At 40.7% G+C, this 18,189-nt stretch carries 16 protein-coding genes; all 16 read left to right on the top strand.

Features of this window, described 5'->3' with window-relative positions; all coding sequences use genetic code 11:
• Window positions 1-2: 2 nt before the first annotated feature.
• Window positions 3-1,154, top strand: coding sequence for a replication initiator protein A (locus RWO08_RS02895; RefSeq protein WP_314211193.1), 1,152 nt, complete (start codon window positions 3-5; stop codon window positions 1,152-1,154).
• A 16-nt stretch (window positions 1,155-1,170) separates the two neighbouring features.
• Complete coding sequence (locus tag RWO08_RS02890) at window positions 1,171-1,584, top strand: hypothetical protein (RefSeq protein ID WP_314211192.1); 414 nt, start codon at window positions 1,171-1,173, stop codon at window positions 1,582-1,584.
• A gap of 145 nt (window positions 1,585-1,729) precedes the next feature.
• A complete protein-coding gene (locus tag RWO08_RS02885) occupies window positions 1,730-3,793 on the top strand; it encodes a VaFE repeat-containing surface-anchored protein (protein WP_314211191.1) in 2,064 nt (687 codons plus the stop codon).
• Between the two features lie 57 nt (window positions 3,794-3,850).
• Window positions 3,851-4,054, top strand: a complete 204-nt coding sequence (locus RWO08_RS02880; RefSeq protein ID WP_314211190.1) for a hypothetical protein — start codon at window positions 3,851-3,853, stop codon at window positions 4,052-4,054.
• Window positions 4,026-4,295, top strand: coding sequence for a hypothetical protein (locus RWO08_RS02875; RefSeq protein WP_314211189.1), 270 nt, complete (start codon window positions 4,026-4,028; stop codon window positions 4,293-4,295). The genes RWO08_RS02880 and RWO08_RS02875 overlap by 29 nt, the downstream gene beginning before the upstream one ends.
• A gap of 16 nt (window positions 4,296-4,311) precedes the next feature.
• Window positions 4,312-5,499: a hypothetical protein gene (locus tag RWO08_RS02870; protein ID WP_314211188.1), complete on the top strand. Its 1,188-nt coding sequence runs from the start codon at window positions 4,312-4,314 to the stop codon at window positions 5,497-5,499.
• Between the two features lie 48 nt (window positions 5,500-5,547).
• Window positions 5,548-7,158, top strand: coding sequence for a thrombospondin type 3 repeat-containing protein (locus RWO08_RS02865; protein ID WP_314211187.1), 1,611 nt, complete (start codon window positions 5,548-5,550; stop codon window positions 7,156-7,158).
• A 97-nt stretch (window positions 7,159-7,255) separates the two neighbouring features.
• A complete protein-coding gene (locus tag RWO08_RS02860) occupies window positions 7,256-7,492 on the top strand; it encodes a hypothetical protein (RefSeq protein ID WP_314211186.1) in 237 nt (78 codons plus the stop codon).
• Entirely contained in the window at window positions 7,492-8,490 is a 999-nt protein-coding gene (locus tag RWO08_RS02855) for an ArdC-like ssDNA-binding domain-containing protein (protein WP_314211185.1), read from the top strand. The genes RWO08_RS02860 and RWO08_RS02855 overlap by 1 nt, the downstream gene beginning before the upstream one ends.
• A 59-nt stretch (window positions 8,491-8,549) precedes the next feature.
• Window positions 8,550-10,724 (top strand): type IV secretory system conjugative DNA transfer family protein, encoded by a 2,175-nt coding sequence (locus tag RWO08_RS02850; protein WP_314211184.1) that lies wholly within the window; start codon window positions 8,550-8,552, stop codon window positions 10,722-10,724.
• A gap of 15 nt (window positions 10,725-10,739) precedes the next feature.
• Window positions 10,740-12,572 carry a hypothetical protein gene (locus RWO08_RS02845; protein ID WP_314211183.1) on the top strand — a complete coding sequence of 611 codons (1,833 nt, stop codon included), beginning with the start codon at window positions 10,740-10,742 and terminating at the stop codon, window positions 12,570-12,572.
• A 60-nt stretch (window positions 12,573-12,632) separates the two neighbouring features.
• Window positions 12,633-13,022 carry a DUF5592 family protein gene (locus RWO08_RS02840; protein ID WP_314062157.1) on the top strand — a complete coding sequence of 130 codons (390 nt, stop codon included), beginning with the start codon at window positions 12,633-12,635 and terminating at the stop codon, window positions 13,020-13,022.
• Entirely contained in the window at window positions 13,012-13,659 is a 648-nt protein-coding gene (locus tag RWO08_RS02835; protein WP_314211182.1) for a hypothetical protein, read from the top strand. Before RWO08_RS02840 ends, RWO08_RS02835 begins: the two co-directional genes overlap by 11 nt.
• A gap of 14 nt (window positions 13,660-13,673) precedes the next feature.
• Complete coding sequence (locus RWO08_RS02830) at window positions 13,674-15,584, top strand: hypothetical protein (protein ID WP_314062154.1); 1,911 nt, start codon at window positions 13,674-13,676, stop codon at window positions 15,582-15,584.
• Between the two features lie 12 nt (window positions 15,585-15,596).
• Window positions 15,597-16,196, top strand: coding sequence for a hypothetical protein (locus RWO08_RS02825; RefSeq protein WP_314062152.1), 600 nt, complete (start codon window positions 15,597-15,599; stop codon window positions 16,194-16,196).
• Complete coding sequence (locus tag RWO08_RS02820) at window positions 16,197-18,116, top strand: lysozyme family protein (RefSeq protein WP_314062150.1); 1,920 nt, start codon at window positions 16,197-16,199, stop codon at window positions 18,114-18,116.
• The last annotated feature ends 73 nt before the right edge of the window (window positions 18,117-18,189 follow it).

Here is an 18,189-nt window from a genome sequence, read left to right as displayed (position 1 = left end):
ATATGGGAAAGATGCCACGTATAAAGAGTGGTGATTTTGCACGAACACAATATTACCAACTTCAGAAAATACTTTTCGTAAGCGAAGAATACGCTGACTTGTCTTTAACGGCGAAGGTCACGTATTCTTTTTTTATGGACAGGGCAAGATTAAGTGATGTTCGAGGGTTTCGAAATAAGGATAATGAACCGTACTTCTTTTTTTCAAACGAATCATTGGCGAAGATGTTAGGATGCAGCGAACGGAAAGTTACTGCTATAAAAAAAGAGCTAGTGTCATTCGGGTTACTCGATATCATAAATACCGGGCGTGCTCAACAGATGTATGTCAGAGAACTAAACTACTCTAATATTCAAAGTGATCAACTAGAAATCTTTGAAGCTCCTGACGAAGATCAGACGAAGTGGTCTGAAGAGTCAATAAAGAAATTGTCGAAAACAATGTCAAATAGGAATGTATCTAGAGGGCCTAAAGTTAAAATATTGAGTTTCAATAAAAAGATACTTCATCGGGCCAAAGAAGACGAGTCGCAAATTTTGCGACTCGTCTCAAAAAAGCCTTTATATAGGCAATCTTGGCGCTACAAAAGAGAACGGGTCGCAAATTTTGCGACTCAGAGCCGTCGTTTTTTGCGCACTAGTAAGACTGACTTAGTAAATACAAGATTACCTATAGATGAATATAGATCACTACCTGACCATTCCCAGAAAAAAATTCTATCTGAACAGGTGAGTAAAAATTATGAATTATCTACTGACGATGAATTACAAAGCCTAATGCGAGAACAGTACCTATTCGATTTGGAAAATAATAAAGAATACCACCCAATTATTATCGCTACGCTAAAAGTGCTTTCGAAGAGCGAAGATTTAGGAACTCTTCATATGTCACTAAGCAAAGCTATTGAGGATATGATATACGGCGTATATCATTATTACCCAGATGCGCGTCAATTTAGCGCTCGTATCAGTGATTTATTAGAACAATTAGACTTTTACCGAGGCTACGAAATCGCTGAAGTTACGCGACACGCCTTGGTAAGAGCGTATAAGCATACCAAACACCAAGAAATTTGGAACAAAACTGCTTACTACGCAACAAGCATCGAGAAAGCGGTTGTTGAACACCTTAGCTATAACTATGAGATGAATTAAGAACAGGAGGAAAGTAATGGAATATATCATATCCCTAATCACTATACTAACTCTTTTACTTACAATAACACCAAAACTGCCAATTGTTGGAAATTTAGAGCCTCACATAATGGCTGCGGCTTCATCAGTATCTGCATCTACCGAAACAAACGATCAAGTTGATGAACAGGTGCTTGCGGATTCAAAAGATAATCGAAACTTAAATGATTATCAGCAACATGCTTCAGTCCAAACTTCACAATCTGATTTTCAAAGGCAAGAGTTTTATTCTATACCACCTGGTTATTTTGGAAGTTTTGCCGAAGCCGAATCCTATGGATACTCACAGTTAAATGGAAAAGACAAAGCAAGTTGTCAAGTCTATTTAGCAGGTTATCTACCAAACGGCACGCCGTATTATGGCGTTGACTTTTGGTCTTCGAATAACTAATTTAAGCCTCTTCTAAGAGGCTTTTTCTATACACTAAACATAGAAGGAGTGATTAAAAGATGGTAAATAATCCATTATACGGTTCGCGAGAGCCTCCACAATTTATTTAACACAACAGCTAAATTAACAGAAAGGAATTTATAGTATGCGAAATGTTAAGAGAGCACTAGTGCTCTTCGCGATTGTCCTATTATCTTTGGTTGCTCTGACCAGTGCTAGCGTATTGGCGGCCACCCCAAAGGTTGCAGATAACAATGTCAACCAGACTAACCAGGGAGAAAGTTCAGAGTCGATGGTTTCTAACGAACGGAGTGAATTATCGTCCTCAGAACCCCTGTCATCTGAAACATCATCTGACTTTCCAGAGTCAAAAGCGTCATCTGAGGAGAAGTCCGAAGTAGAGTCTATTGAAACTCGCCTTAAGGGAGAGCTATCTGAAAAAGGGCAGGTAGAATTAACTGATCAGGAGGCCCGTGTGTTGGCCGGGAGCAACCACTCCGGATTTAGAGCAGCGTTACCTACCGAAGACGGCGAGTTGAAGGTTGAAGGAAGCAAACTAGGTACAATCTATTATGCCCGTGGCGAAGTTGGTCGTTACTACGATGATATCTATGTCACGAAAATTAATGGCAAAATCGTCTTCTGTTTAGAACCTATGACACAATGGGCCGCAGGCACACAGTACGTAGCAGAGGCTATGCCAGAACATATTTCTTTAGAAAATAAGGCAACCTTCACTCCAGGGCTTGACGGAGGAAAGGTAACCATCGATAAAGAAACTCGTTTAAAACTTGAACAAATTGTTCAATACGGGTACTATGAGTTACCATCACGGCAGAATGCCGGATTTACTCAAGCGTTACTCTGGGAAAACATGGGCTTCCAACTGCTTAATGAAGGCTATATCGCTGAAAATCAAAAAGCGTATGACGCTTTCAAAGAAAAAGTCAATGCTAAGATTGCAGCATGGAAAAATACACCAAGTTGGAACAACCAAAGCTTTGACTTGCGAGTAGGAGAAAGCTTAACCTTAAAAGATACGAATGGCGTGTTTGAAAAACTCGCTTTACCATCACACACGCGCGGGGTGCGATTTGAAAGGAAAGGCAACCTTCTAACCCTCACAGCCACTAAAAGCGCTCAGACGGGTGAATTTTTGCTAAAACAAGACGCTGACACGTTGACTAATCCTGTTTCGCTTTTATATAAGCGTCCAGGCGCTCAAACGTTCGCGACTTTGTTCTTCAGAGATCCTGTCTCAGCAGTTTTAAACCTGAATATCCTTCCAACTGTTGGAACAACACTCACTGATACAGAGGGCGAAAAACAAGTGGATCCTCTGCAAAAAGTTGTGTTAAAAGATGTTGTGAGGGTGTCAGGCGCAACCATCGGTAAGTGGTATGACTTAAACGGAACATTAAAAATCGTAGAAACAGGCGAGGATTTACTTTATAACGGCAACAAGGTAACCTCTTCAACAAGAGTTCAAGCAACAGCTCCAGAGTTTTTAGCAGAGCTTTTCTTTACCTTTGACGCCCGTAGCTTAATAGGTCGAAAAGTAGTTGCATTTGAAGATCTTTATACTGACGGTCGGCGCGTTGCGAGCGAGGCTAAGTTAGAAAACCCTAGTCAAACCGTCCGAATCCGCAATCCTAAAATTCACACTACCGCCACTGTAAATGGCAAGAAGGAAGTTGAAGCCGGTCAGCCTTACACAGTGGAAGATAAGGTTCACTACGAAGATTTTAGCCCAGGTAAGTATTATCGCCTAACAGGATTAGCTGCTTATCCTGACACTCAGGAGCTAATTAAACTTAACGGCGCTGTCCCAACTGGTGTAGTAGTATTCAAAGCTGAGGCTGAGAATGGAGAAATCGTCGTTCCAATTCACTTTGAAAATACCGACCACTTATCAGGTAAGTATGCTGTTATTTTGGAGGAAGCGGAGCGTCTGTTGGTAAGCAAAACACCATCCGAGAATGAGTTAGAAAATGCAAAAGGTGAGACGGTGGCGGAACATAAGGATTACAAAGACCATGGCCAAACTGTGAACTTCCGTCCTACAACACCACCTAGCACTCCACCAACACCGCCAACTGGCCCAGAATTGCCAAAAACTGGTGAGGAAAACAGTTGGTTCATTATGGTAATGAGCATTTCGATGGTTATTGTCGGAGTGTTCATCCTGGCTAAACCAATTGAAGATTAATAGCTAAACTAACCTCTTGCCAATTTGGCAAGAGGTGATATTTCGAGGAGGTTTTATATGTCACAGAAAATTAGCAAGCAGGAGGCAACCCAAATGCGTGAGATGGCGGAAGCCATCATGAAAGCAAAAGGACTTGACCCAGTGACTGTTCGTTATCAGCAAGACTTAGCGTTCGTATCAGAAAATGCTAAGTTCATCGTTAGGACGCTAAAGAGTAAGGAGGAGAAAAAAGATGCAGAAAATTCTACTTCAGGCGAGTAACCCCATTGATAAAATAACAAGCGCATTAACCAGTCTAACGCCTAGCTTACAATCATTAGCCTATGCCTGTGCCGTAATTGCTGTTATTGTCGCATGTATAATGGGGTTTGTAAGCAGCCGGGCTTCCGCTGAATCGAAAGAGAGAATTATGGGTATCTTAGTTAAGGTATTTATCGTCGCATCTGTTACGGGTATTATTTCTTATGTCGCTTCATTAGCGGGTGGCAGTGGTTATCAGTAATTAAAGGAGGCAGTCAATGTTTTTTAAATTCAGGACAAGAAATCGTCGTCTGAAATCGATGGTCAAAGATGCGGCCGAGTACTCCGTTATTGGAGGGGTAAACTTAATCAGCAAGCTAGATAAGTACTGCAAAACGAATAGTATTTCCGCAAAACTCAAAATCCAGGTATTCGAAGATGGCGACAATAAATCTGTATTAGATTATACTGTCGAGCTTGGCCACGGCGATGTCGTTTTCTATCCGTCCTATTTAGAAAACAAGTATCGCCTATTGACCGAAAATGATGTTGAAGAAAATCCACAATATCAATTTTTGGAGTCACTAATTACTCGACTCAAACAAGAGTATCAACAGCAGTCAATGAAACGTGAACATGGCGAAAAGGTATCTAACTATCATCGCCCATTAGATCAAACCAAAAAGGGTTGGCAAGATTATTTAGAATTTTGCCGTACTCTTATCAAAAATTATAGGCGACCATTGGTAGTGGCCGGAGCTGTAATCATTACTGCATCTTTTGGATATTACTTGTTACAACACATCCCTGTAGGTAATCCGTCGACAACAAAAAGTGAAATTCAGGCTGAAGCAACATCTGTTGCTTCTAACGAAAGACTTACCACCCTGCTAGAGGACAAACGGTTTAATGAGGCGCTAACCCTATATCCAAAGGAGTACGCTCGAATAGAACGATCAATTTTCTACCTTGGAACCGAAGGTATTCCCTATCTTGAGGAATTTCTTAAGACACAAGATTACGTGAAAGGTAGATTTGATTTGGCTTATCTCAAGCGCGATTACCAAACAGTGATTGATTTAAAGGATGAAGCAGATTCAGATGATCGACTCGCGCAATTGGCGGTAGCTTTTATTAAGACCAATCAATTAGGTGAAGCTGAAAAACTTAATGATTCTTTGAAGTCAGAAGCTATTTCAAAATTAATTTTCCTAGCAAAAGAAAATCAAGCTATCGAATTAATTAAGAAAGGCAGCGTTGATGAAGCTAGGGCCATTCAAGAGCAGATTAATTCTGAAAAATTGAAGTCTTACTTCGAACAGTACGATGCTTTATCAAGTGCGATTGCTGAAGGGCAGTCCACATTAGAAAGTAGCGATTTAAGTGATGAAAGTAAGGCGGCTGTGGAATCAGCCAAAACACAGAACGAAGATTCGTTAAAACAACTTAACGATAATTTAAAATAGGCTCTTAATAAATTATAAAGAGAACTAAACAGAAAGAGAGGAACCAATATGAATTTAAAGAAGTCGCTAGTAGCTTTTGCGGTATTAGCGTTGTCAAGTGCCCCTATTGGAGTTGTTGTTCATGCGACTGAATCTGGAGAAGTACAAACCATGGCGCAGTCTAGCTTATTTGAAAACGAAGCATTTGGTGTGACTGTTAAAATTGCTCATGATAAGTTGAACCGCAGTGATGTTTCAGAAGCTAAGATTGAGTTAGTACGGGATTCCGCTCAAATTCAAAAGCTAGTACAACATCTACCCGTTGAATTAGATGGCGAATTGTATGATTTGCTGTTGGTAGAGCTTTTGGATAAAGACGGCAAGCCGCTTCAAAACACCCCCGCAGAAATCTCAGTTAAAAAACAGAACTTGCGTGGCGAGCTAGAAAAAGTATTGTTTCTAACACCAGATGGTGAATATAAAACTTTACCAGTATCTACCAAAGATGATAAGACCGTCTTTCAAACAGACCAACTCAACAAATTCGCACTAGTCTACAAAAAAGACCAGAATGTTGCTACGGAAGATACAAAACAGAAGCGGATTGATGAAATCGTTTCGTTTAGTGAGTCGACAACTGAATCCGTTGAAAAGGTTGTTGAGTTGAGCCAAGAAAAACCTTCTAAACCAACAGTAACGAATGTTGTGGCAATCGCCGATCAACAAGCTACTCAAGAGGTAAATAAACCTATTGAAAACAACAACCAAATTACTGTTGTGAAACCTGAAAAACCGAAAGAAGAAGTGCCTTCTGCTCCTGAACCACCTGTAACGCCACCGACTGTAGAGGAGCCAATTCAGCCAGTGGTGCCAGAAGAGCCAGTCACTCCATACTATCCAGTTCCTGCCGGATTCTTTGCGTCAGAAGCAGAGGCAATTGCAACAGGTCAATCTCAAGGAGATACACCTTTTGATACCTATATTGCAGGTTATTTGCCGAACGGGGTTCCTTACTATGGGATCGTTCGGCACCACAATCAACAACCTCAATTAGATCCATTAGCAGATGATGATGGCGACGGTGTAACAAACGGTACGGAAATGTCAGTTGGAACCAACCCTAAAGATAAGGCATCTAAACCTCCTGTAAAGGAGGCAAAGTACGAAAAAGCAGAGTACTTTACCTCTAAAGAACAAGCAGAAGCGTTTGCTAAAGAGTACCATAAAGGTCAGCCGGGAGAACATGAAGTCACACAGAAAACAGACAGTAATGGTCGAGTTTATTTTGATGTGACATTTAAGGAACCAGAGGCGACTAAACCAGAGGTAAACGTAACTGTAAATAATAAAGTTGATGTTAACGTGACAGTTAATGGTGAAGAAGTGAAGCCTGTTGAAAAAACGATTGATTCCACTACCGAAGAGCAATCAGTTACAGAAGCAGTTGCTGAATCAGAACAACAAGCACCTGTGACTAAAGAAGAGAATCAACCATTGCCAGAAGGTGTCAGTGAAGACCAACGCGCTACGCACGAAGGATTTCTAGCCAACGGGTATAAATACGTTGGCCAAGAAGATAACCAGTCAGTTTATCACAAAGAAAGTAAAACACCTGCGCCATTAGCATACTCGGTTCCTGTTGAGCCACCAGTAGAGCCTACGCAGAACGCACAAAAATAAGGCTATTTGAGCCCATTCTATGGAAGTCTGATAAAAAGTATTAGGCTTCTATAGAAATGGTCTTAAACCATCAAAAATACTCCTAGGAGGTGTGCAGATGAAACTATGTTTCTGCATCGAACGGCAAAATAAAACACTAACGCTTGTAACACAAGATTCGGTATACCGAGCAACTGTTCAAGAACCTTTTACTAATCAAGATAAGGGTGCTTTTGACGAGTGTATTCAGTTTGACCACCTATTATACATTGACACCGAAGAAAGACGCTTATACTTAAACGATCAAGGTTCAGGTATGTACATTCTTGAAAAACTGGATAAGGAGGTAGATTAATGGCTTTTAAGAAAAAAACTATTGAAGAAAGACAACGAGAGCTTAAAAAACTAACCTCAATGATTGACTCAGAGGTCGACAAATATGTTGTAGACCCCAAGTTAGCGCTTGATTTCATTGCTTTCAGAAAACAGTTCTATGAATACTCCATCCGAAATCAGATGCTAATAAGAAGTCAAAACCCTAGAGCGATAGCAGTTGCGAGTTTCTCTCATTGGAAGCAGAAGGGAGCTAGTATAAAAAAGGGAGAAAAGGGAATTGCTGTACTTCGTCCTGTGATTGTCAAACAATACAGAGATAATTCAGGCAAATGGGAAAACCTCAGGGATGCTTCAGATGCAATCAAAACCCAGGTAAAAACCGGTGCCATTGCTTCAAGGGATCACATAGTGGGATATCAACAAAGTTACGTCTTTGATGTCACTCAAACGACTTTCCCGAAAGAACGATATCCAGAATTCATTAGACGAAATTATCAATCAGGAACCGTTAAGGACTACAGCCCATTAATTGAAGCAGCCAAGGCTTACGCTTGGGAAAAGGGAGTGGTGGTCACAGATAAAGAGTTAGCCCCTGGCCACGGTGGTTCTTATTACCCGGCAGATCACCGAATTGTGATGAACGCTCATGCAGAAAACGACCGATATTTTTCTATCCTGACCCACGAGCTAGCACATAGTCAACTGCATCGTTATTCAAAACTCGAGACGGCCGCAAAAGAAGTGCAAGCAGAAGGGGTGGCTGCCCTGACAATGGCTTATTACGGTGTAGAAGAAATGGATGTTAGTTACGCCTATCTATCAAGCTACTCAAAAAAACTATCATCTGAAAAGCGACTTGAACTCATACAGGGAACGCTTGATATGGTACAAGACTACACAGAGTTTGTTGATCAGCAGGTTGACGGAAAGTTTCTAAGCACAATCAAGGAACAAGCTAAAGAAAAGAGCAACCACCTAAGTATTACTAAAGAACCAGAGATAGAGTTAAGGGGATAACCTTTTGCCAAATTGGCAAAAGGTTATTAATTTCGATACCTCAGAAAGGAAGGATGTCTATGTTAAAAAAAAGAGCAGATCGAATTTGGTTTGGGATTACTGCCTTAATCGCCTTAGGTCCTAGCTTTATTATTACTAACATCATGCTGAATATCACGTTCCATTTTAAAGAGATATTTACTCAAAAGCGACCTTTTAGTTGGGTGGCACTTAGACCATCATTCAATTTATGGTTGGTATATTTATTAATGTTCAAAATCGTATGGGCTATCTGTTTTGGCTTATACATCAAATGGCATGCACTGTATGGTGATTTACGCGTCGGGAATAAGGCGACGAGTCGGTTTTCATCTTATAAAGAAATTAAGCATACCTATAAAAGTGTACCGTATTTTCCAACAGAGGAAGATGAATATGGGCATATTGTTAAGTATAAAGGAGATAGCGGCGTACTGATCTCAAGGTTCGAAGGCATTGCCTACATCGATGTGTCGGATTTACATGTTCTCTGGTATGGTCGTACGCGATCAGGTAAGGATGAGTCAATATTGTTACCGGAAATTGAATTAGCGTCACGAAGCGAAGAACAACCGCATATCGTTTGTACAACAACTAAATACGAAACCATCGAAAAAGTTAAAGCAGAAATGATTAGTCGTGGTTATCGAGTAGAATGTTTAAATCTTGTGGACCCGGATAAATCATTTGGATTTAACCCGCTTAGTTTAGCAGTTGAGGCCTACGACCAAGGAGACATTGACGATGCTGTCGAATTATGTAAAACCTTTACGCATTCCCAGTTCCACGAACCAAACGCACATGAAAAAGTTTGGCAAAATGGTAGTAGAGGGTTAACCAACGCAAACATTCTAGGGCTGTGCGAAATTATATTTAAAGAACCTCTTCTCTCAGATATGAAAGAAACCATTAGTATTTACGGAATTGCGAATATGATGATTCAACTTTCAGGTAAGACGGTTGGAGACGATAATTCAATTCAATATAAGGCCGACAAATATTTCGAGTCACTCCCTTTAACAAGCGTGGCTCGCCAACAGTTCTCAGGGGTAGGGTTAAGTGGAGGCCAGATGCGCTCATCCATCATGGCCTCAACAGGCCTTGCACTTTTGGATTTTTTGACACCAAAATTGAATCGCATGACTCGTCGCACAACTTTTGATTTCGCAAATTTAACGCAATCAGGAACCCCTTATTTTGTAATGATAGTCTTGCCTGATTATACGGATAATAACTACACTATAGCAACCACTTGGATTGAGCAGTGCTACTTTTATCTGTCTCGCTACGCTACGCTGCATGGTGACAGATTACCAAAGCGAGTTCGTTTTTACTTAAACGAATTTGGAAATTTACCCGCTTTTAAGAGTATTCAGTCAATGCTATCGGTTGGGGCAGGACGAGGAATGTTATTCGAGATGTTCTTACAGGCCGATGAACAGCTAACGATTAAATACGGTAAAGATACGGCTGATTTCATTCGAGATCAAGTGATGAATATTGGCTTTATTGCCTCTTCTTCGTTAGCAACTCGGAAGAAATTTTCAGAATCGCTTGGTAAAAAAGAAGTTACAGAAAGAACTCGGTCAGGGAATCCATGGAGCTTTAACAAAAACGTTAGCGAAAAGACAGATTCAAGACCTTTACTAACACCTGATGAACTCTCTAGGTTACTTGAAGGCGAGAATGTAATCATGAGATCCAAACGGAAAAGCGATCAATTTGAGGATGCTATTCCTTATCCAATTTTTAACACAGGGCCGCACAGATTTATGTTTGCCTACCAGTATCTATCCGATGTATTTACTCGGCAACCGTTTGATAGTCTTGGCCTACAATACCACGGAAATCAGGATTGGGATGAATCGATGTTAACTCGATTTGTGGATATGCTTGATGCCCGAATTATTGAAGCGCCAACCGAAGCTAGCGTTAAACTCACACAAGTACACAAGGAGCGTGATGATCAAATGAAACAACTAGAACCCTATAATGACCGCTACGGCACAGAGAGTGATGTTGCTACGATTGAAGGATTGACAGACCAAACGTTGACCGATGAAACAGTCTATGCATCGCCATTGTACATCTTAATTAGCGAAGCTGTAGTGAAGGATTATCCTGAATTAATGGATGAACTTAACCAAGTAGTGACGGAGTCAGATTTGAATTCATTTATTAGAAGGCACATTAACGCCTTTGAAGATCTTGTGTAAGAGAGGGGGGAATCTATGACACCGGAACAACAACAAATCTTTGACACTCTGCTCAATCATAGCGAATACTTTCAATTGGACAATATGTTTACCACTATGGCGAGATGGGTGGGGTGGGCTATCATCAAGTGGTTAATAGGAATCCTGCAAGTCCTTCAGAAGTCCTTATATCTTGCAATTGGTTTTATTACCGGATTTTTGGAGAATCCAGAAATTCAAGAAATGCTACCGTGGTTTGAACGACTTGGGTGGGCTATTGCGACTATCGCAGTTATTGTTTTGTGCATTCGGAAAATTATTAACCCCAAACACGATATTTCTCAGGTAGTAGAAAATGCCTGCTTGGGATTCATTGTGTTTATCTGCAGTACAACGGTGATGATGAATGTATTAACTTATACTAAAGAGATAACACAAGGTATTTGGGAAAACTCGGTCGCGTCTGGAGATTATGTGTATGACCTAATCAACAAAACGGGCACAGACCTACCACAATTAGTCGACTCAAACTTTCAGATAGCCTATGATGATGGTACTCCCAAAAGGATGCTCCATCTTGATAGCAGAAGCGTTAAATTTTTCGATTATGCTGAAGTAATTAATACTGCGGAAGAAGTCAAAGAACAGATTCGAAATCAAGAGTCTGAGGAAGCAACCCCTGCGAACATGAAAGTATATGCAGATGATCACCCATCAGAATATCGGAATTTTTTAAATAAGATTCTAGAACAAAAAGGGGCTAGTGCCAATGAAGTGCTGCCAGAATGGGAAGAGCAGGCTGAGAAGGAACTTTGGGAAAGCCACCATCCGGCGCGTGAAATAGATTTTGACTCTATTTCATCGCAAATCTATGGGTACAAACTGGGGATGGATCGTAAGGGACAGTTAGAACTTATTAAGGTGGATCAAGGAACATGGTTGAATATCCCACAGCGCTACTATCGATTCAACTTCAATTACTTAGCGGTATTTATCTTCACCATCTTTATGATTATCGTACTAACTGTAAGTACTATAAAAATCATTAAACTCTCCTTTGAAATTGTTATTATGCGTATTATCTTGCCGATTTTCAACTTTCTTAATTTTGAAAAAGCGACCTCACTCAAAATGATTCTGAACAATTTCAAAAACATCTGTTTAGCACTTGTATTCTCGGCGATATCCGTCAAGATATATATCACCTTGGTCGCCTATATTCAGAATAAAGACCTCGAAACCTACGTTAGTGTCTTTCTGCAGGTCGGTCTTGGACTTGCAGTGATGGACGGTCCCACAATTATTGATAAACTAACAGGTATTGATGCAGGGCTAAAATCAACCTCAGGAGCTTTATTAGGGTTCGCGGGCGGTCTATATACCGGAGCCAGAGGTGCTGCGAGTCTGGTTAAAAATGCAGTACGTGGCGTAAAAGGTGGATTTAATGCGGGGAAAGGAGCCGCAGAGTGGGCACGGGAAAAACTTGGCTTTGCTGGTAATAGTGGTGCTGAATTGAATTCAAATGAGAATGAAGCCGATAAGCGTAGCGAATACGTGCAAGAATCTATCGCTAAATCAGTAGCCGGCACATCTGGACAATCACCTGAAGTAGGTCGCGAGAACAGCAGTTCTCTACAAACTAGTCAGACTAATCTTTCGAGCAATACTGAAGGTGCTAGATCTAGTGAGGTTGACTCACAGAAACTATCCTATCAACATTTATCTCATACAAAGAACCCAAATAGTGAGACACAAAAGGGCAGTCAAGCAACTATATACAATAGCGGTAATCAACAAACGAAGTCAGCAATCCCTAAGCCAACGAATCTGAATGAATCATCAAAAAATTCAGAACGACCAAAACTATAATTTACGTAGACCACCTTTTGCCAATTTGGCAAAAGGTGGATTTTTAAAGGAGGAATTATCATGAGTCAATATAATGGACGCCTAAATTCGTCGTTAGCGACCGAGATGAAATTAAATAGTTTCCTATATGTAATTGACGTTGCCATCCTCGGTGGTGCAATAATCTTCTGGAATGTGACAAAAGATTGGATTGCTTCGATCTGGGTGAATGCCATTTATTTGGTGGCATTGCTTATCGTCACATTTTTCGCAATTTATCAGCCACGCAGAAATCCACGTCGGCGGAATTACCAAGTGTTGCGATACGCATTTATCCGTGATAAGTCTGTCTATCATACAATTACGCGATCTGAAATTGGATTCCTATATGAGGATTTAAAACAACGTGAGGCCGATAGTCGGTATATCGATCTTAATCAGTTAGAGGAGGATACCTTAGATGCACCTTGATTTAAATAAGCAAGAAAAGGCTTTAGTCAAAGCAAAAATTATTAAGCAGGAAAAGGGCAAGCCTTCAAATAAGAAAGGACTATGGCCATTTTTTCAGAAAAAGGGGCCCACTTCTTCCCTCCGAAAAACAACGTTAGATATTATGCCTTACAAAGGTACCATCGGATCTAAGGAGCATTTTATTGTTGGGAAGAATAAGTTCTATGACTTATTGCGAATAGTGGGGGTTAACTTTAATGGGTTGAGTCAACGGGCCTTATGGGATATTGTTTATCAGTATGAAGCCCTTCTGAAGCTCTATGTGATGCCTTTTAAGGTCATCACAATTTACACACCTTTAGAAACTAGCGCTACACAGCATTATTATGCAGAACTTGCGAGTTTGACCGAGACACCAAAGCATAAAGAAATCTTGATGGAAAATTATTTTGAAATGAAATGGCTCTCGGAACATAAACTCAATAAGGAGTTTTTTGTGCTCCTTTCAGGTGAAACGGTACAAGATCTCAGAGAATGCCGGAAAGATTTTATCAACTTTGCGGGTTCCATTAAACTATTGCCAGTACCGCTTAAGCAAAAACGAGAACTCTACTTCCGGCTAAACAACCCGACATCTTCCGCTTTTTTTGATTATTAGAAAGGAGAAAATGGATGGATTTGAAACAGCTCAAAAAAAATCGCAATCTTGAATTTTTAACTGATACGCAACCTATGGGGAATCTTGTATTTCTTGATACTATGATTCAAGTAGGGAATACTTTCATGACTAGCCTATATATTTATCGATATCCCACTGATATCGAAGGTTTTTGGCAGAGTAACTTACATAATATTCCCAATACATACGTGATTACAGATATCTCCAATCAAGAGTCTGATGAAGTAATGAATAAGGTTCAGCGCGCAATTCGCGAACAGTATTCTCAGGCGGTTATGGAACGCGAGGAATATCAACGTGACATCGCTGCTGAAGAATATCACTTCCTAAATCAGCTTGCCAAAGATATTCGGCGCAATAACAATACGATGAAATACATGACTAATCGAATTATTGTTTATGCAGATTCTCGGTATGATTTGGAAAAGAGGATCGAAGAAGTGCGGCGAACTCTACAAAAAGACCAGTTTCTCGCCACCCCATTAGCAATGGAACAAGAATATGAATATCAATCATTCTTCTTAGACCACGTAGAACAACGTAAGTTGCCGAACCACCGTATCGGCCTAGATGTGCCATCAGACAAAGCGGCGCTTACATTCCCGGCTAATCATGTATTTATGCATGACAAGCGAGGTCAACAAGTTGGCTATTCTAGAACTGGCGGAAATATCATCCTAGATATGTATGAACTTGATGGCGTGTATCGGATGCATTATAACTTTTTGTTAATTGGGCACATGGGATCCGGGAAATCGACGTTCTTAAAAAAGATTATGTATAACATGGCAGCTAAAGGGTACGTTATCAGAGGGTTTGATAAATCTGGTGAATATTCTCAGTTAATTAAGTACCTCGATGGGAAGGAGATTTCATTGGATGGGACAGAAGGGAAAATTAATATCTTTCAGGTATTCCCAACTATTGTAAACGATGAGACTCATCAGGTTAACGAACAAGCCTCATTTGAACAGCATCTTTCAAAGCTAGGAATCTGGTATCAAGCTTTAAACCCTAAAGCAAGCGAAGAGGAAGTATCTTTATTTCGGACATCACTGTCCGCTCTTTATAAGAAAAAAGGATTCCATGGTGATAAGCTGACTGGTAATTATACGACTCAGCATCCAGAATCCTATCCTATTTTAAGCGAAGTAGTGGCGCATCTTGAGGAGCGACTCAGCCAGTCCGAAAAAGGAAGTTTTGAGCGCACACTATATGAAAAACTCGTTATTAACTTAACTCAATACCTAGAGTCATTCGGGCACATTTTCAATGGATATACAAGCATCTCAAATCTGCTTGAAGAACAGATTTTATTCTTCAACATCGATGGCCTAATGGCATTGAACAACAAGAATATTCAAACTGCTCAGTTGTTTAATGCGTTAAGTCTCTGTTGGGCAACTCTGCTGAATCACGGCAAGAAACAGGCGCGATTATATGAACGTGGAGAAATAGCATTTGATTTTATCAAGAGAAGTCTCATGTTAATCGATGAATGTCATAATTTAATCAATTGGCACAACCCTTATATTACAGAGTACATTAACACGATGCAGCGTGAGGGACGAAAGTATTTCATTGGTGTCGGATTAGCGACTCAATCACCAACTTCATTAGTTCCAAAACAAAACGATGACCATATGTCCGAACTACTGAGAGAAATATACAAATTTAGTCAATACCGCTTCTTCTTTCGAATCGATTCTTCTGATGTGGATCACCTAAAAGATCTGACTTCCTTTGATATCGCTGAAGGACAAATTGAAAGTGTCCCTCGTTATCCTCAGGGGCGGTGCTTGATGAGTATATCAGGTAGTCACAGTCTTGAATTTGATGTCGAAGCAAGTAGTCGCGAGCTAACGCTATTCCGAGGTGGTGGCCGTAAGGCGGAAGATTTATAGGAGGATTGGATAATGAAAAAAATATTTGATGAAAATAAGCGATTGGTCTTAATGATTGTTCTAGTGATATTAACTGGTATTTTTGTTTTTGCAGGTAACAGTCTGAGGGGTTGGCTAACGGGAAAAGCAGACCAACAGACATCTACCACGTTAACAACGATTATTGGGTCTGAGCACTCCTCGAGTGATGCATCTAATGTGAGTGAAACACCTATAGCTAAACATACTCCTGATCCGTCACCACCTCAAGAGTTCAGTAGTAATATCCAAGTTGCGTATGATAATGAAACTGTTATTCTGAAAGGGCGAGAGTTAGCCATTGGGTTTTATAACGTGAAACCTGATGTCAACCCGGATCCATCGTTCTTTCGAAAATATTTCAAAACGGAAAGTATGGCGACAGCCTTATACGACCAATATAAAGCTTTGGTAGACAACCAGGTGCAACGCCAAGAATCTTTAACAACTTATACTATCACGTCAGAGTCACCATTCACAGTTAACTATACGATTATCGGCAACAAAAATAACAAAAAGGAACAAGTGGTCTATCAAGTAACATTTGATGATTCAAAAGACGCGATTGTATCATTTGTTCAGTTACAAGAATAAATGATTAAGCGATTTGGAAAGTTGGCAGTGTTCTTTGGCTGTAGCGGCTGTTTATCGTTGATTATCACTGCGATTATCATTTCTACGTTGGCATTAGGTCTGATTACTAATACACCAGAAACCTACCAACAGAGCTCAAGCGATCAAAAAGAAGCTCAGATTTACGATGCTTCGAAGGCCGATAAAACAATCCCAATTCAAACGAATGGGGCTGATCTTACTTGGGTGAATAAGTTCCGCCTAGATGCTGCTGATCCTCCCTTTGTAACAGGTAGATACATTGATAATTGGCTACGTGCTAACTATCCGGATTCACCGTTAATTGGCTATGGCGATACTATTAAGCGTTATGCAGATCATTACGGAGTCGCGGTTGGGGCCTTCATGGGTCAGATTGCCAAGGAGACAACCTTTGGTCGTGCTTCATGTGGTGGGCGATATAATATTGGGTGTATCCGTTGGTATGAAGGCTCAAAATTTGGAGCGGTAGATACTGCGTATGGAAAATTCCAAGATATACAAGACATTGAGACAGGGATTGAGTCCTACTTTCACCTTGTTAGAAATAATTATATTGACACTGGCCAATCAGTTTATAAGGACTATCTCGACAAATATTCACCTGCGAGTGACGGCAACGATCACTCGAGCTTTAAGAGCCTTATGTGGGGGATGTTGAAGTCTTTTGGTTATGACATAGCGGATACTACACGGAAAACGAACCATGCCTCAAAATCAGAGACCGTAGACGGGAAAATCGATGGGCGTGTAGTTTCAAATAATTCAGCTAGTTCTAGATCTACTAGCACCAATAGTGGTGGAATCACATCAAAAATTGATTTAGAGAATACGCGATTACCTGAGGGGGTATTGAAGTGGAAAGACCGAATTGCACAGGAAATGAGCGCCCAGGGTGTCTCTGAGGAATACCTTCCATATGTACTAGCGATTGTTGCTGTAGAGTCAGGAGGAGGGGGCGTTGCAGACATCTTTCAATCCTCTGAATCAAAGGGGTTGCCTCCTAATACCTTATCTACGGAGGAATCCATTATTCAGGGTATTACCCACTTCAAGAACACACTTGAAAAAGCTAATACATATGGCAAGAGTATATGGGCGGTGCTAGCAGGCTATAACTTTGGACACGCCTTTCTAGACTACCTTAACAAAAACAATCTTGACTGGACTATTAAAGTGGCGGAGGAGTATTCAGCTACCGTTGTAGCTCCCAGTCTTGGCAATACTTCACGCGAGACACTGCCTTATGTTAACGAGCTTTCTACCGCGTTAGGAATACCTTACATGTATCGAAACGGAGGAAATTTCCACTATGTCCCAAAAGCTATGTGGTACTTAGGGTTTGATACGGATGAGATTAAAAAGGTGGCGGAACAGGGCGGTGATGGCCCTTTAGGAACCAAGAAAGCCGCGAAAAAGAAGCGATATCTCTTCAACAAATTCGTAGAAGAGTCGTATAAAAAGACATCTTCTAATGGTGCCAACGGAGACCTCGTAGAAGTTGCAAAATCTCAAATTGGATTGCCGTATTCTTGGGGTGGAGGTGGCAAAGAAGGCCCATCAACGGGTATCTATGACCCCTCAGTACAAGATGCAACTAATATCGTCGGATTCGACTGTTCAGGTTTCATGCAGTACATCTATTGGCAAACCTACGGAGTCGATATTGGGGACTGGACTGTACCACAAGAAAGTTCCGGAAAGAGGGTTAGCAAGGATGCTTTAGAAGTTGGTGATCTCTTATTTTGGGGGCCTCCTGGAGCCACCTATCATGTTGCTATGTACATCGGAAATAACGAATTAATTGAGTCAAGCACTCCAGGAAATCCTGTTGGGATTCATCCAATGCGAGACTTTGATTTTGCTGTGCGGCCCGATATATCCAAAAAGAAAGGACAGTAAACAATGACATCTAAAGAATACTTAATGATTAATTATCTCCTAGCGCTCAAAGAAAAATCGTCAGAGAAGCCAG

The sequence above is a fragment of the uncultured Abiotrophia sp. genome (assembly GCF_963520105.1).
GTDB lineage: Bacteria > Bacillota > Bacilli > Lactobacillales > Aerococcaceae > Abiotrophia.
Note: the sequence above shows the minus strand (reverse complement) of the source record. Positions and strands in the feature narration are given on the sequence as shown.

Coding starts and splice junctions, on each gene's coding strand:
- RWO08_RS02895 (WP_314211193.1), top strand. CDS start 3: ATGGGAAAGATGCCACGTATAAAGAGTGGTGATTTTGCACGAACACAA.
- RWO08_RS02890 (WP_314211192.1), top strand. CDS start 1,171: ATGGAATATATCATATCCCTAATCACTATACTAACTCTTTTACTTACA.
- RWO08_RS02885 (WP_314211191.1), top strand. CDS start 1,730: ATGCGAAATGTTAAGAGAGCACTAGTGCTCTTCGCGATTGTCCTATTA.
- RWO08_RS02880 (WP_314211190.1), top strand. CDS start 3,851: ATGTCACAGAAAATTAGCAAGCAGGAGGCAACCCAAATGCGTGAGATG.
- RWO08_RS02875 (WP_314211189.1), top strand. CDS start 4,026: ATGCAGAAAATTCTACTTCAGGCGAGTAACCCCATTGATAAAATAACA.
- RWO08_RS02870 (WP_314211188.1), top strand. CDS start 4,312: ATGTTTTTTAAATTCAGGACAAGAAATCGTCGTCTGAAATCGATGGTC.
- RWO08_RS02865 (WP_314211187.1), top strand. CDS start 5,548: ATGAATTTAAAGAAGTCGCTAGTAGCTTTTGCGGTATTAGCGTTGTCA.
- RWO08_RS02860 (WP_314211186.1), top strand. CDS start 7,256: ATGAAACTATGTTTCTGCATCGAACGGCAAAATAAAACACTAACGCTT.
- RWO08_RS02855 (WP_314211185.1), top strand. CDS start 7,492: ATGGCTTTTAAGAAAAAAACTATTGAAGAAAGACAACGAGAGCTTAAA.
- RWO08_RS02850 (WP_314211184.1), top strand. CDS start 8,550: ATGTTAAAAAAAAGAGCAGATCGAATTTGGTTTGGGATTACTGCCTTA.
- RWO08_RS02845 (WP_314211183.1), top strand. CDS start 10,740: ATGACACCGGAACAACAACAAATCTTTGACACTCTGCTCAATCATAGC.
- RWO08_RS02840 (WP_314062157.1), top strand. CDS start 12,633: ATGAGTCAATATAATGGACGCCTAAATTCGTCGTTAGCGACCGAGATG.
- RWO08_RS02835 (WP_314211182.1), top strand. CDS start 13,012: ATGCACCTTGATTTAAATAAGCAAGAAAAGGCTTTAGTCAAAGCAAAA.
- RWO08_RS02830 (WP_314062154.1), top strand. CDS start 13,674: ATGGATTTGAAACAGCTCAAAAAAAATCGCAATCTTGAATTTTTAACT.
- RWO08_RS02825 (WP_314062152.1), top strand. CDS start 15,597: ATGAAAAAAATATTTGATGAAAATAAGCGATTGGTCTTAATGATTGTT.
- RWO08_RS02820 (WP_314062150.1), top strand. CDS start 16,197: ATGATTAAGCGATTTGGAAAGTTGGCAGTGTTCTTTGGCTGTAGCGGC.